Genomic DNA, 13086 nt, shown 5'->3' on the forward strand with positions numbered 1-13086 from the left:
GCATAAGCAGCTCTTCGTGAGGCTGCGCTGAGAGACAAGGTTTATACCCATGCTTGAGATCAAGAACCTTCATGCAAAGATCGCTGACACGGATACAGAAATTATCCGTGGTCTGAACCTCACTGTGAACAAGGGCGAAGTTGCCGCCATCATGGGCCCGAACGGCTCGGGCAAGTCGACACTGTCCTACATCCTTGCAGGTCGCGATGATTATGAAGTGACCGAGGGCGACATTCTTTACAACGGCGAGTCGATCCTCGAGCTCGATCCGGCTGAACGCGCTGCCAAGGGCATCTTCCTGGCGTTCCAGTATCCGATGGAAATCCCAGGCGTTGCCACGATGGAGTTCCTGAAGGTTGCGATGAACAGCCAGCGCAAGGCGCGTGGCGAAGCGGAACTGAAGATTCCTGAATTCATCAAGCGCGTGAAGGAAGCCGCTGGCGGCCTTAACATCGACATGGACATGCTGAAGCGACCGCTCAATGTCGGCTTCTCGGGCGGCGAAAAGAAGCGTGCTGAAATTCTTCAGATGCAGCTTCTCGAACCAAGCCTTTGCGTTCTCGACGAAACCGACTCCGGTCTCGACATCGATGCTCTGAAGATCGTCTCCGATGGCGTGAATGCTCTTCGTTCGCCAGACCGCGCTGTGATCGTGATTACCCACTATCAGCGTCTGCTCGATTACATCGTGCCGGACAGCGTCCATGTTCTTTACAAGGGACAGGTCATCAAGTCGGGCGACAAGACCCTCGCAAACCACCTTGAAGAAAATGGCTATGCCGACATTATCGGCGAAGTAGCCTGAGGAGCGGATTATGAACATCCAGACCTCTAAACCAAGGACACCAGCTGAAAGCGTGCTGATCGACAGCTTCGCCACTCGTATGGGCGAACTGCCGGGCAATGGCGATGTCGTCGTTGCACGCGACAACGCCCTGGAATCGCTGAAGGTGCACGGTCTTCCGTCACGCCGCATTGAAAGCTGGCACTACACGGACTTCCGAACGCTGCTTAAAGGCGTTGCTGACTTCAATCCGACTGCTGGAACCAATGCGCTTCCTGCACTTCTCGCAGGCTCGTCCATCATTGCTGCAAGCAATGGTGCAGCACTTGACGCAAAGGCTCCGGAAGGTGTGACCCTGACTGCTGTGCGCGACGCACTTGCTGATGGCTCGCTCGTTCCACAGCTTACCGTTCGGGGAACCGATGACACCATCGGCCAGATCAACGCTGCTTATGTAAGCGATGGCTGGGCATTGTCGATTGCCGATGACGTTGAGCTGGAAGCACCGCTTGAGCTGCAGAACATCCAGAAAACCGGGCAGGGCCACACGCGCTTCCCAGTTGAAATCGGTTCAAACGTCAAGGCAACGATCATTGAGCGTCAGTCGGGCGGTGAAGGCGATGCTTTCTCGACCTCCGTAAGCCATGTGAGCGTTGGCGATGGCGCCGATGTCATCTGGGTTATCCTGCGTGATTTTGGTCAGGCAACGCAGCTTGCCCAGTTTAACGCAACGATTGGCGCAGGATCGAAGCTTACGCTTTACATCGTCAATGCTGGTGGCAAGCTGGTTCGTCAGGAAGTGCATCTGACTGTTGCAGGTGAAGATTCGGACTTCGAACTTCGCGGCCTCAATCTTCTGTCTGACGATTCCCACACCGACATCACAATGACGGTGGCGCATCTGGTCGAAAATACACGTTCGACCCAGATCATCCGCAACGTGGTCAAAGATCGCGCGCGTGGCGTGTTCCAGGGCATGATCCGTGTCGCACAGATCGCCCAGAAGACCGACGCCCGCATGGCCTGCAACACGCTGCTGTTGTCTGATGATGGCGAGTTTGATGCGAAGCCGGAGCTGGAAATCTTTGCGGATGACGTGGCTTGCGGCCACGGTGCCACGGTTACTGAGCTGTCGAAAGACTATCTCTTCTATCTGATGGCACGCGGTGTTCCTGAAAACGAAGCCCGCGGTCTGCTGATCAAGGCTTTCATTGCCGAGATTATTGAAGAGCTGGAAAACGAAGCTCTCGTTGAAGCACTGGAAGAAGTGCTCTCGAACTGGCTTGCAGCCCACGCTTGAGTAAATAAGGCGGAGTAATAATTGCTCCGCCTTTTCTGCCTGAATGGTAGAAGGAGCGATCATGGATCAGAAGAATCCAATTGTTGCGGCTTACGATGTCGAAGCGATCCGCAGAGACTTCCCCATCCTGTCACGACAGGTTCATGGCAAGCCGCTCGTTTATCTCGATAATGGCGCGTCTGCGCAAAAACCGCAAAGCGTCATCGACGCTGTTACGCATGCCTATGCGAATGAATATGCCAATGTGCATCGCGGCCTGCATTTTCTTTCCAATGCTGCAACCGATGCTTACGAAAAGTCGCGCGAAACGGTTCGTCGCTTTCTGAATGCCGGTTCTGTAGACGAAATCGTCTTCACCAAGAATGCGACTGAAGCGATCAATACGGTCGCTTACGGTTATGGTATGCCCAATATCGGCGAGGGTGATGAAATCCTTCTGTCGATCATGGAGCATCACTCCAATATCGTTCCATGGCACTTCATCCGTGAGCGGCAGGGCGCAAAGCTTGTCTTTACACCGGTCGATGACGATGGCGTGTTCCATATTGAGGAATTCGATAAGCGTCTGACCGAGCGTACGAAGCTTGTTGCAATCACCCACATGTCCAACGCGCTTGGCACAGTCACTCCGATCAAGAAGATCGTTGAACTTGCTCATGCGCGCGGCATTCCCGTGCTGGTCGATGGCAGCCAGGGCGCTGTCCACCTGCCGGTCGACGTGCAGGATCTCGGTTGTGACTGGTATGTCTTTACCGGCCATAAAGTCTATGGCCCGTCAGGTATTGGCGTTCTTTATGGTCGCGCTGAAATGCTCGAAAAGATGCGCCCGTTTCAGGGTGGTGGCGAAATGATCGAGGAAGTGACGGAAGAAAACGTCACTTACAATCACCCGCCACATCGTTTTGAGGCTGGCACACCGCCAATCGTTCAAGCGATTGGCCTTGGCGCTGCGCTTGAATATATGGAAAAAATCGGTCGTCATGCGATCGCAGCCCACGAAGAAGACTTGCGTGTTTATGCGCATGAACAACTGGGCAAGATCAACAGCTTGCGCATTTACGGCAATGCTCCGGACAAGGGTGCGATCATCTCGTTTGCGCTTGATGGCATTCACGCGCATGACGTATCAATGGTCATTGACCGGGCAGGGGTTGCGGTGCGTGCCGGCACGCATTGCGCACAACCGCTCTTGAAACGCTTTGGTGTCACCTCTACATGCCGTGCATCTTTCGGGATGTATAACACCCGTGCTGAAGTGGACGCGCTGGCAGAAGCCTTGGAAAAGGCTAGGAAGTTTTTCGGATGACCGAGATCGAACAAAAAATTCAGGAACAGACTGAAACCAAGACGGATGATGCAATCGCATCGGCAGATGGAAAGTCTGTTTTCTCCGCCTCTGCTATTCCGCAGGAAGAGCTGCTTCGGCTGACCGATGATATCATCAGCGCGTTGAAAACGGTTTATGATCCTGAAATACCAGCGGATATTTACGAACTCGGTCTGATCTACAAGATCGACATCGAAGATGATCGCACAGTCAAAATCGAAATGACGCTGACTGCCCCTGGTTGTCCTGTTGCTGGCGAAATGCCGGGTTGGGTAGAGAATGCCGTTGGCGCAGTCGAAGGTGTTTCGATGGTTGAAGTGACCATGACATTTGATCCGCCATGGTCTGCAGACCGCATGTCGGAAGAGGCGCAGGTCGCTGTCGGCTGGTACTAAAAACTAAAAAGCCCCGCACAATGCGGGGCTTTTTATTTGGTTAGAAGCCTGTCGTGTTCGCGTAGTGCAGGGAATTCTTTCCGATACTTCCCTGTATGAGGCCAACTAGCCCGCCTAGCGCCGTGGCCGCTGATACGAGCCCTTGGCCGCCTCGGAAAGATATAGACAGTACGGCACCCATAAATTTGAGTGCACGGCCTACGATCTTCATTGGCAATTTTTTCAATGTCTTGTTCGGGTTTTCGCGATAACGAGCGCCGAACTCTGTGATGTTGTGATCACGGTTGCGACGATAATGATAGCTCAGCGTCAGTCGAGACGACGGCACTGTTTCATAGACGATCGCATCGCAAGCCCAGCCGGTTCTTGCGCCAAGCGATTTTGCTTTCGCCCAGAGGTTCCAGTCTTCCCCCCCGGTTAGCCCGAAATGGGAATCGAAACGCAGTCCGGTGTTGCGGAAGAAATCTAGTCGTCCCATCCAGCTGCCTGTGGCAACTTTGATGGAGTCACCGCGACCTGCAGCACATTTGCGGCGGCATCTTTTCTCAGCGTTATAACCACTGCGTTTAATACCCGACCAGACAAGCTTTTGAAGAATTGTCAGGTTCTCATCAAAAGGTTTTGGTCTTACCGGGGAGCCTATAATATCGAGCTCCAGTCGATCTCGTTCTGCGAGCAATGTCACAAGCCAGTTTGGCTCAACAAATTCATCGTCATCAACGTAGACTAGAAAGTCAAAACCCTGTTCGATTGCGTGATTCAACGCTCGATTTCGTGCCGAAGAAATGCCTAAAACACCTTCCACGATATAATCGATATGATCGCCTGGCATTTGCGCGCGAAACGTTTCGACGGTCTCATCAAGCGTCGGTGAAGAGTTATTCTCGACAATGAGAAATGAAACGTTGACGTTGTTAAGCTTCTGAATGGAAGCAAGTGATGAAAAAAGGTTGCAGAGCATTTTCGGTCTGCTGCGAGTTACGACGGAAACACAAATGCGCCGTTGACACATGATATATTAAACCAAAAAAGTTTATTTGCGATATTATGCAAGCTTAATATGTATTTGTTATCAATGCAATAGTTGTAAAAAAGCAACGTTGCAACCGCAGGAAAGAGAAAGCAGTCTCTTATTCTTGCAGCTATTTGAATTTGTAAGGGAAAAAAACGAGCACATGATAAATGCGCTAGTGGTGCCCCCAGAGAGACTCGAACTCCCGACCCCCTGATTACAAATCAGGTGCTCTACCAACTGAGCTATAAGGGCAGCACAGGCGTGGAATTAGCATAATTTTCAGCCGTGTAAAGCGAAAATTCACATTCAGCGGGTGATGGTAAGCAGGTTTTGCATATGATAGCCATCATGTCTGTGGAAAATGCACGCTTTGGCTCGCTGGAACGGATAAAAATGAACGATACATCCTTGGCGCTTCACTTCGTTTCTTCAGGGACAGAAGAATCACTCGCAGCTCAGAAAGAGCTGGTGAAGCGTTATGGTCATGTTGCTGCAGAAGACGCCGACACAGTTGTCGCGCTGGGTGGCGATGGTACAATGCTGCAGGCCTTGCGGGATTTCATGAACAGCGGCATTCCCGTTTACGGTATGAACCGTGGTTCAGTGGGCTTTCTGATGAACGAGTTCAGCGTCGAAGATTTGCCTGCGCGCATTCATGCAGCGCAGAAAGAAACAATTCGCCCTCTGGAAATGATTGCGGAAACGGAATCTGCTCCGCCATTCAAGGCTTTGGCAATAAATGAGGTTTCGCTTTTCAGGCAGTCCTATCAGGCCGCCAAGGTGCGGATCACCATTGATGGTAAGGTTCGGCTGGAGGAGCTCGTTTGTGACGGTGTGATGGTCGCGACGCCTGCAGGGTCCACCGCCTATAATCTTTCGGCGCAGGGGCCAATCCTTCCGCTGGAAGCGCCACTTCTAGCTTTGACGCCCGTAAGCCCTTTTCGACCGAGGCGATGGGGTGGGGCACTTTTGCCAAAGCATGTAACTCTGCGCATGGACTTGCTTGAAACTGAAAAGCGACCAGTGAATGCAGTTGCTGACAATAACGAAGTTAAATCCGTGAAGGCAGTTACTGTGCGTGAAGACCCGGATAGTCGGGTTGCTATCTTGTTTGATCAAAATCATTCATGGGACGAGCGCATTCTGACAGAACAGTTTAGACATTAGTTGGCTATGAATTTAGTAGTTTCACGCTTTAGTGTTCGGCGAAACCTAATAAAATACAAATAAATAAGCATTTTTATATTCTCTCCGGGTATTTTAGTTGACTTTTGCACGTTCTGGACGTAGGCGATGCTGCAAGAAAACGCGTATAGCGTTGCAGATGCCTTTTCTGCCTTGGTTCCTGCGCCGGATGACGCGGCTGCAATGACAGGATGGGTGGAACTCACTTCCAAACAGAGAGCTGCGCCTCCATTGACAACATTTGCCGAACTCGGTCTTTCCCCGAAAGTGCTCGCTGCTGTTGAAGCCGCGGGATACACCGCGCCTACGCCTATCCAAGCGGGAGCAATTCCTCCAGCGCTCGAGCGTAAGGATGTGCTTGGTATTGCACAGACGGGCACCGGAAAGACTGCATCTTTCGTTCTGCCTATGCTCACGCTTTTGGAAAAAGGCCGTGCTCGCGCTCGTATGCCTCGCACACTCATTCTCGAACCAACGCGCGAACTCGCAGCACAGGTCGAAGAAAACTTTGTGAAATATGGCATTAATCAGCGTTTGAATGTTGCTCTGCTCATCGGCGGTGTTTCGTTTGACGAGCAGGAACGCAAGCTTGAACGCGGCGCAGATGTGCTGATCGCCACGCCTGGTCGTCTTCTCGACCATTTTGAGCGCGGCAAATTGCTGCTGACAGGTGTTGAAATTCTCGTCATCGACGAAGCTGACCGTATGCTCGACATGGGTTTCATTCCCGACATCGAGCGTATCTGCAAGCTGATCCCGTTTACCCGTCAGACGCTGTTTTTCTCGGCAACCATGCCGCCGGAAATTACCAAGTTGACCGAACAGTTCCTGCATTCGCCAACGCGTATCGAAGTTGCCAAGGCTTCTTCAACCGCAAAGACTGTGACGCAGCGTCTGGTCAAGTCGGGTAAGAAGGACTGGGACAAGCGCGCAGCTCTGCGTGATCTGATCCGCAGCGAACAAGATTCGCTCAAGAACGCGATCATCTTCTGTAATCGTAAGAAAGATGTGTCCGAGCTGTTCCGTTCGCTTGTTCGTCATGAGTTCAATGCAGGCGCTTTGCATGGTGATATGGATCAGCGCGCACGCATGACGATGTTGGCAAACTTCAAGGAAGGCAAGTTGCAGTTGCTGGTTGCCTCTGATGTTGCTGCACGCGGCCTTGATATTCCTGATGTGAGCCACGTCTTCAATTACGATATTCCGATTCATTCGGAGGACTATGTCCATCGTATTGGTCGTACTGGTCGTGCCGGTCGTTCAGGCAAAGCATTTACGCTGGTAACCACTGCGGACACGAAGTATCTGACCGCAATCGAATCCATGATTGGTGAAAAGATCGAATGGGTGGACGGTGATCTTTCTACATTGCCAGCGGCTGACGAATCTGAAGATACGTCACGCAAGGGCAAGAATGCCCGAGGTAAAGGCAAAGATGCCAAGGGTAAGTCGAAAGACAAACAGAAGGTCGAGGCACCTGTGATCGTTCAGGCCGATGAACCGCAACCAGTTATCAATGAAATAAAAGATCGCCGCGATGCAATCCGTCATTCAAATGACGACCGTCGCGGCAAGCCGCAGCACGATAATCATAAGCGTCGCCGTGATCGCGATGATGATGATGGTCCAGTGCCGATTGGCTTCGGTAACGACATTCCAGCATTCATGCTGATCCCGACAGGGATACTGGCGTAAGGCTTAGAAGAAACAAAAAGCCGCTCTTTCAGTGAGCGGCTTTTATTTTTTGGCTTCTGATCTGAGGCTGGCTGCAAATGCAAGTCGCGCCCATTCGGTCATGATTTCTGGATCATCATAAGCTTCGTCCGGCACACTCCAATAGGGCATTGCAATGGTTTTTCCGTTCTTGCGGCCGTCGTAAATCCACTGTGTTGATCCCGCAGCGATGAAAGCCGGTGCGCTTTCCTGATCTGCCTGTAAAAGCAACTCATCCTGAACAACAAGCGCTACGATCAAACCTTGATGGTATATACCTTTGCCGCCAAACATGCGGCGGATGCTTATCGTCCCTAAGCCTTCAAAAAGGTCTCGTAGAGATTGATCCTCCATGGAATGGGTAATCCTGAACGGTTAAGCAGCGCCCTGCATCTGGCGAAGGCTTTCTGGTGACGCTGCTGTGAGCTCGACAGACTCACCGCAACCGCAAGCCGATGTCTGGTTTGGATTATTGAAAACAAAACCAGTGCGCAACGTGGTCACTTCGAAATCCATTTGAGTGCCAAGCAGGAATAACACGGCTTCTGGAGCAATATAGACCTTAGCTCCGTTCTTTTCGACGGAATCATCACCGGCCTTTGGCTCAGTGACGAGATCAATCGTATATTCCATGCCAGCGCAGCCGCCTTTTTTTACGCCTACGCGGATACCGAGGGCACCTTCACGGGAAGCCATGATTTCATTAACGCGCGCTGCGGCTGCATCGGTAAGCGTCAAGACTGAGAAACGGCCCATGTTCATCTCTTCCGGTGTTATGCTGGTTTGTGACTGAAGAATCATCCAGTCTGTTCGCAACGTTGCGCTTTTCTGCGCGATTGCCACGTTTTTACTATAGTTAGTGTTGTAACATCATTACTGCAAGACACCAAATCAGTCGTTGTCCTGGCTGGCAAACACATCTTGGTGTGCTGCAACCAAAGAATTGCTGGAAGAGGAGACGCGTATGTTGATTGAACGCATAAAGCCTTTGATGCTTGCCGGGATTGCTGGCGTTTTCAGCACGATGATTTTGGTCTCTGGCACGCAAGCGCAGGAAGCGCCTAAGAAAGCAGCTTCTGAGCAGGAACAGACCAAGCCGGTCGAAGAGACAAAACCGTCTGAGCAGACGCAGGACGCGTCTGATGGCGTTACGGTGCCTGATTATCGCGATGATAGGTCCACGCCGCAGGCGTTAATGGAATCCTATTATAATGCGATCAACCGCAAGGAATATGCTCGCGCTTATAGCTATTACTCGGAAGAAGGACGTGAACCGGACTTTAAGGTCTTCGTTAAAGGTTATGAAAAAACCAAGAGCGTGAAGGTTGCAGTTCGTAAGACTGATCCAGATCCGGGGGCAGGGCAGATTTACTGGAGTCTTCCGATTGCAATCGAATCCGAAAGCGATGATGGCAAGAAGGAAGTTTATACCGGCTGCTATACAATTCGCCTTACCAATCCCGGTATGCAGGAAGAGCCACCATATAAGCCTATGCAGATTGTGACCGGTTCGCTCACCAAGTCGCCGCTTGAAATTGAGAAAAGCGTTCCGGAAAGCTGCGAAGCGCCATAATGAAAGATGTTGCTTGACCTTACCACGATGGGAAGCTGCATTGTGGGTATAGTGAAAGCAAGGAGTGATTTAAATGGTTACGTTTTCAATTCCCAAGATGAAATGTGGCGGTTGTGCTGAGAGCGTTACAAATGCACTGCACAAGATCGATGGAGCATCCACGGTGGATATTGATCTCGATAAGAAAGAGGTCAAATTCGTAAGCAATGCTTCAAATGACGATGCACTCAACGCACTTGCTGCAGCGGGCTATCCAGCAACGATCACGCAATAATGTGATCAACCTCACAAGCGTTTTGATAATGCATGACTTGTAAGACGCTTATCCAAAGCCTAAGTGCCGGACGCAGATGCGCCCGGCATTTTTGTTTTGATAGAATGATATACGGTGCGGAGAGGCGACCAAGTGCTGCAGCTAGGCCTGCAAAACTTGTGTTTGATTGACTGGAAGGCCGATTTTTGCCACATCAGCGGCAAATCTCGTTTATGGTGCCCCGTAACGACAGCGAACTGAGATGATAGCATTGGATGCGTTATCCAGGCCCTGTTCATAAAGGGTGCCAGAAGGCATAATCATCGCGTTATCGCGATATAGAAGGATGTAGGGCATGGCTATGGCAGCCGATTTCCAGGATCTTCGCACGAAGATGGTCGATAACCAGATCCGTACCACGGATGTAACGGACCTTCGGGTCATCGACGCTTTTCTGACCGTTCCGCGCGAAGTTTTTGTTCCGGCAAACCGTCAGGTGCTTGCCTATATCGACGAAGACCAGCTTCTCGAAGGCGAGGGCACTGCGCCACGCTATCTGATGGAGCCGTCACCTTTTGCAAAGCTTATTCAGCTCGCAAAGGTAAATAAGAACGACGTCGTTCTCGATATCGGCTGTGGCACTGGTTACTCTTCGGCCATCCTTTCTGAGCTGGCAGGTTCGGTTATTGGTCTTGAAAGTGATTCCTCTTTGTCAGCTATTGCAGCGGCTCGTTTGCAGGAATTGGGCCATGACAATGTTGTGATCGTTTCAGGCGATTTGAAAGCAGGCTACCCTTCTGAAGCGCCTTACGATGTGATTTTCATCGAGGGTGCAGTTGATTTTGTACCGGAAGTACTTTTCAATCAGCTAAAGGAAGGTGGTCGTTTGATCGCCGTCGAAGGCCGTGGAAACGCCGGAGTTGCAAGGATTTACGTGAAAGAAAACGGCGTGGCTTCTGGTCGTAGCGTTTTCAACACTGCAGTTCGTCCGCTTCCAGGTTTTGAGCGTGTTGAGCAGTTCGAGTTCTAATCCAGAGCATGGGGCAATTCTGCAACGATGCGGAAATTGTTTGTGAAAGCACTGGCGGGAAAGATGGAAATAGCGGAATTTACACGTTATTAAGTCTTCCCGAACCGATCGGTTCGATTATAGATTCGTTTGTTCTTATATGAGGTATACGGTGTTCAAAGCGTGCAAAGGACTTATGGCGGCGGCAATACTCCTGTCGGGCACCGTTTTATCGGGCCAGGCCGCTTTGTCAGAGACGCTGAACGGCGCTCTCATGAAGGCGTATAAGAACAATGCTACCCTGAACTCATCGCGGGCAGGTGTGCGTATTCAGGACGAAAATGTTGCGATTGCAAAATCCGGCTATCGTCCACAGATCACCGGTAGCTATAACGTAGCTCGTGGCAAGTCGCCTACCTCTGATTATAGAACGACCGGCACTTACGGCATTGAGCTTAACCAGATGTTGTTCGATGGTTTTCAGACCAAGAACAACGTTGCTTCAGCAGAAACCACAGTTTTTGCTCAGCGCGAGAATCTCCGAAATGACGAACAGAACACGCTCCTAGAGGCCGTTCAGGCCTATATGAACGTGTATCAGCTTCGCCAGATTGCGGCTTTGCGCGAGAAAAATCTGGCCGCTATGAATGAGCAGGTACGCGCCTCGCGTGCTCGCCTTGACGTAGGTGAAGGCACTCGTACCGATGTTGCTCAGTCAGAATCGCAGCGTTCTACTGCAATCGCGCAACTCAACTCTGCTCGTGCAGACGTTAAGTCTGCCGAAGCGACCTATGTTCAGGTTATCGGCTCACAGCCAGATCGCCTTTCTACGGCACCAGCTGCAAAAAATCTGCCACGTTCACCAGACCAAGCCTACGCGAATGCAGTTACCGTGCATCCTGGTATTCTTGCCACTCAATATGCAGTTAACGCGCAGGGCTTTAACGTCAAGGCCAAGGAAGGCGCTTTGCTGCCGACTGTCGGTCTGACGGCAAGTGCCAGCCATCTCGACACCTATGCCGGTACTAGTGTCGGTGACGGTAACTCTGCTTCGGTTGGAGTTGGTGTAAGCATTCCAATCTATACCGGTGGCCGCACCTCTGCACAGGTCCGCCAGGCTAAGGAACAGCTCGGTCAGGCACGTATCGAAGTCGATATCGTTCAGGATAAAGTTCGTCAGGCAATCAGCTCTGCTTGGTCGCAGCTTGAAGCAGCTCGTGCATCCGTGAAAGCGAACCGCGATGGCATCGCTGCAGCTCAGCTTGCTCTTGATGGTGTGATTGAAGAACGTAAAGTTGGCCAGCGCACGACGCTAGACGTATTGAATGCTCAGAATGATCTCGTCAGCGTACAGATCGCACTCGTTCAGGCTGAACACGACTCGATTGTTGCAAGCTATGCGCTTCTGAATGCCAGTGGACGTATGACGGCACAGGACATGCAGTTGCAGGTCGCTCAGTACAAGCCTGAAGAACATTACAATGCAGTCAAGGACAAATGGTTCGGTTTGCGTACACCAGATGGTCGCTGAGCCCTATCATAAGCATTAATAAAAACGGCGCCCTCATCGGCGCCGTTTTTGTATGATTCGTCTTTCGGTTCGTAAATCTTAATAAAATGATAAAGCTGTGGGTTCGGATCACACATACCTGTGCAGGGATTCTCAAATCGCTGCATGTCCGATACCCTTAATCCATTGATTCTCTGCCTGTGTGAGTAATTGGCAAAAAGGGAAAGACGGACAGCTATGGCACAAACATCCAGCGCAGCACGCGAACCGTCGATGGAAGAAATCTTGGCTTCCATTCGCCGGATTATCGAAGATAGCGATGTTACGCGTCATCCGGCGCCTGCCGCATCCGCATTTCCTTCTCGTGGTGAGGTCGCCAAATTCCGCCGACCTGCAACGATAGAAGAGCAACAGCCTGAAGCAGTGGAGAAGCCGGTGGCAAAAGCCCCGATTTTCTCTGAGGAACCAATCCTGCGCGGCCCGATTGTCGAACCTGCAAAAGAGGTTGCTGTTGCTGACGAAACTGTCGATGCCGACGAAGAAGAGGCTGACTTCATTCCTGACGCGCAAAACGATGACAATCGTAGCGGAATCGTCGAAACTACTGGCGAGATAGACAATACCGTGTCGGCTGAAGCTCAAGTTGACGATAAGATCAGTGCGTCATGGACCGAAGACGTGTCAGAACCAGAGGCTGAAGTGGCTCCAGTTGCTGAGGCGCAGCTTGCTGACTTGAAAGCGCAGGGCGCAGCACATATTTTGTCGGAAGGTACAGGACGTAAAGTGGCTGCAGCTTTTCAGGATTTGAACCACGCTGTTCATTCCGAACCGCGCCGTTCCTTTGATGAAATCGCATCAGATCTTTTGCGTCCAATGCTACAGAATTGGCTCGATACCAATCTGCCTCCGCTTGTCGAGCGACTTGTTCGCGAAGAAATCGAACGTGTGGTGAGAGGCGAACGCTAACCGTCACACGTCAGATTGGACTCTTTAACCCGTCTGTCATGCAGGCGGGTTTTCAC

14 protein-coding genes and 1 tRNA gene are annotated in these 13086 nt (G+C 51.3%); 11 read left to right on the top strand and 4 right to left on the bottom strand.

Annotation, left to right across the window (positions count from 1 at the left end):
- The first annotated feature begins 49 nt into the window (after window positions 1-49).
- The 4 genes from sufC to KMS41_04470 all read left to right on the top strand — a co-directional run bounded on the left by sufC (window position 50) and on the right by KMS41_04470 (window position 3806).
- Window positions 50-805 (top strand): Fe-S cluster assembly ATPase SufC, encoded by a 756-nt coding sequence (gene sufC / locus KMS41_04455; GenBank protein QWK78495.1) that lies wholly within the window; start codon window positions 50-52, stop codon window positions 803-805.
- Between the two features lie 10 nt (window positions 806-815).
- Window positions 816-2084, top strand: a complete 1269-nt coding sequence (gene sufD, locus KMS41_04460) for a Fe-S cluster assembly protein SufD (GenBank protein ID QWK78496.1) — start codon at window positions 816-818, stop codon at window positions 2082-2084.
- Window positions 2085-2145: 61 nt separating this feature from the next.
- On the top strand, window positions 2146-3390 hold the full coding sequence (locus tag KMS41_04465; protein QWK78497.1) for a cysteine desulfurase: 1245 nt from the start codon (window positions 2146-2148) through the stop codon (window positions 3388-3390).
- Window positions 3387-3806, top strand: a complete 420-nt coding sequence (locus KMS41_04470; GenBank protein ID QWK78498.1) for an SUF system Fe-S cluster assembly protein — start codon at window positions 3387-3389, stop codon at window positions 3804-3806. The genes KMS41_04465 and KMS41_04470 overlap by 4 nt, the downstream gene beginning before the upstream one ends.
- 40 nt (window positions 3807-3846) lie before the next feature.
- Here the strand turns inward: KMS41_04470 and KMS41_04475 are convergent, their stop codons facing one another.
- Together KMS41_04475 and KMS41_04480 are read right to left on the bottom strand one after the other, a co-directional pair.
- Window positions 3847-4818, bottom strand: coding sequence for a glycosyltransferase (locus KMS41_04475; GenBank protein ID QWK78499.1), 972 nt, complete (start codon window positions 4816-4818; stop codon window positions 3847-3849).
- Between the two features lie 179 nt (window positions 4819-4997).
- Window positions 4998-5073: transfer RNA gene (locus KMS41_04480), tRNA-Thr, on the bottom strand.
- A 141-nt stretch (window positions 5074-5214) separates the two neighbouring features.
- Between KMS41_04480 and KMS41_04485 the strand changes: the two genes are divergently transcribed.
- Window positions 5215-5988, top strand: a complete 774-nt coding sequence (locus tag KMS41_04485) for an NAD kinase (GenBank protein ID QWK78500.1) — start codon at window positions 5215-5217, stop codon at window positions 5986-5988.
- A gap of 249 nt (window positions 5989-6237) precedes the next feature.
- Window positions 6238-7701: a DEAD/DEAH box helicase gene (locus KMS41_04490; protein QWK78772.1), complete on the top strand. Its 1464-nt coding sequence runs from the start codon at window positions 6238-6240 to the stop codon at window positions 7699-7701.
- Between the two features lie 42 nt (window positions 7702-7743).
- Here the strand turns inward: KMS41_04490 and KMS41_04495 are convergent, their stop codons facing one another.
- Entirely contained in the window at window positions 7744-8073 is a 330-nt protein-coding gene (locus tag KMS41_04495; protein ID QWK78501.1) for a TfoX/Sxy family protein, read from the bottom strand.
- Between the two features lie 21 nt (window positions 8074-8094).
- On the bottom strand, window positions 8095-8475 hold the full coding sequence (gene sufA, locus KMS41_04500) for a Fe-S cluster assembly scaffold SufA (protein QWK78502.1): 381 nt from the start codon (window positions 8473-8475) through the stop codon (window positions 8095-8097).
- Between the two features lie 208 nt (window positions 8476-8683).
- Here sufA and KMS41_04505 point away from each other — a divergent pair, with 208 nt between their 5' ends.
- From KMS41_04505 to KMS41_04525, 5 genes are all read left to right on the top strand, one after another.
- Window positions 8684-9292: a hypothetical protein gene (locus KMS41_04505; protein QWK78503.1), complete on the top strand. Its 609-nt coding sequence runs from the start codon at window positions 8684-8686 to the stop codon at window positions 9290-9292.
- 73 nt (window positions 9293-9365) lie between these two features.
- Complete coding sequence (locus KMS41_04510; protein QWK78504.1) at window positions 9366-9566, top strand: heavy-metal-associated domain-containing protein; 201 nt, start codon at window positions 9366-9368, stop codon at window positions 9564-9566.
- A 340-nt stretch (window positions 9567-9906) separates the two neighbouring features.
- Window positions 9907-10575, top strand: coding sequence for a protein-L-isoaspartate O-methyltransferase (locus KMS41_04515; GenBank protein ID QWK78773.1), 669 nt, complete (start codon window positions 9907-9909; stop codon window positions 10573-10575).
- Window positions 10576-10714: 139 nt separating this feature from the next.
- Window positions 10715-12085 (top strand): TolC family outer membrane protein, encoded by a 1371-nt coding sequence (locus KMS41_04520; protein QWK78505.1) that lies wholly within the window; start codon window positions 10715-10717, stop codon window positions 12083-12085.
- Between the two features lie 216 nt (window positions 12086-12301).
- Window positions 12302-13030, top strand: a complete 729-nt coding sequence (locus tag KMS41_04525; GenBank protein QWK78506.1) for a PopZ family protein — start codon at window positions 12302-12304, stop codon at window positions 13028-13030.
- Window positions 13031-13086 lie beyond the last annotated feature (56 nt).

The organism is Ochrobactrum sp. BTU1 (assembly GCA_018798825.1).
Lineage (GTDB): Bacteria > Pseudomonadota > Alphaproteobacteria > Rhizobiales > Rhizobiaceae > Brucella.

What these genes read in the sequence shown, in the direction of transcription:
- KMS41_04525 (QWK78506.1), top strand. Translation starts at nt 12,302, where the DNA reads ATGGCACAAACATCCAGCGCAGCACGCGAACCGTCGATGGAAGAAATC.
- sufC (QWK78495.1), top strand. Translation starts at nt 50, where the DNA reads ATGCTTGAGATCAAGAACCTTCATGCAAAGATCGCTGACACGGATACA.
- KMS41_04495 (QWK78501.1), bottom strand. Translation starts at nt 8,073, where the DNA reads ATGGAGGATCAATCTCTACGAGACCTTTTTGAAGGCTTAGGGACGATA.
- KMS41_04515 (QWK78773.1), top strand. Translation starts at nt 9,907, where the DNA reads ATGGCAGCCGATTTCCAGGATCTTCGCACGAAGATGGTCGATAACCAG.
- KMS41_04475 (QWK78499.1), bottom strand. Translation starts at nt 4,818, where the DNA reads ATGTGTCAACGGCGCATTTGTGTTTCCGTCGTAACTCGCAGCAGACCG.
- KMS41_04510 (QWK78504.1), top strand. Translation starts at nt 9,366, where the DNA reads ATGGTTACGTTTTCAATTCCCAAGATGAAATGTGGCGGTTGTGCTGAG.
- KMS41_04485 (QWK78500.1), top strand. Translation starts at nt 5,215, where the DNA reads ATGAACGATACATCCTTGGCGCTTCACTTCGTTTCTTCAGGGACAGAA.
- sufD (QWK78496.1), top strand. Translation starts at nt 816, where the DNA reads ATGAACATCCAGACCTCTAAACCAAGGACACCAGCTGAAAGCGTGCTG.
- KMS41_04505 (QWK78503.1), top strand. Translation starts at nt 8,684, where the DNA reads ATGTTGATTGAACGCATAAAGCCTTTGATGCTTGCCGGGATTGCTGGC.
- KMS41_04470 (QWK78498.1), top strand. Translation starts at nt 3,387, where the DNA reads ATGACCGAGATCGAACAAAAAATTCAGGAACAGACTGAAACCAAGACG.
- KMS41_04465 (QWK78497.1), top strand. Translation starts at nt 2,146, where the DNA reads ATGGATCAGAAGAATCCAATTGTTGCGGCTTACGATGTCGAAGCGATC.
- sufA (QWK78502.1), bottom strand. Translation starts at nt 8,475, where the DNA reads ATGGGCCGTTTCTCAGTCTTGACGCTTACCGATGCAGCCGCAGCGCGC.
- KMS41_04520 (QWK78505.1), top strand. Translation starts at nt 10,715, where the DNA reads ATGAGGTATACGGTGTTCAAAGCGTGCAAAGGACTTATGGCGGCGGCA.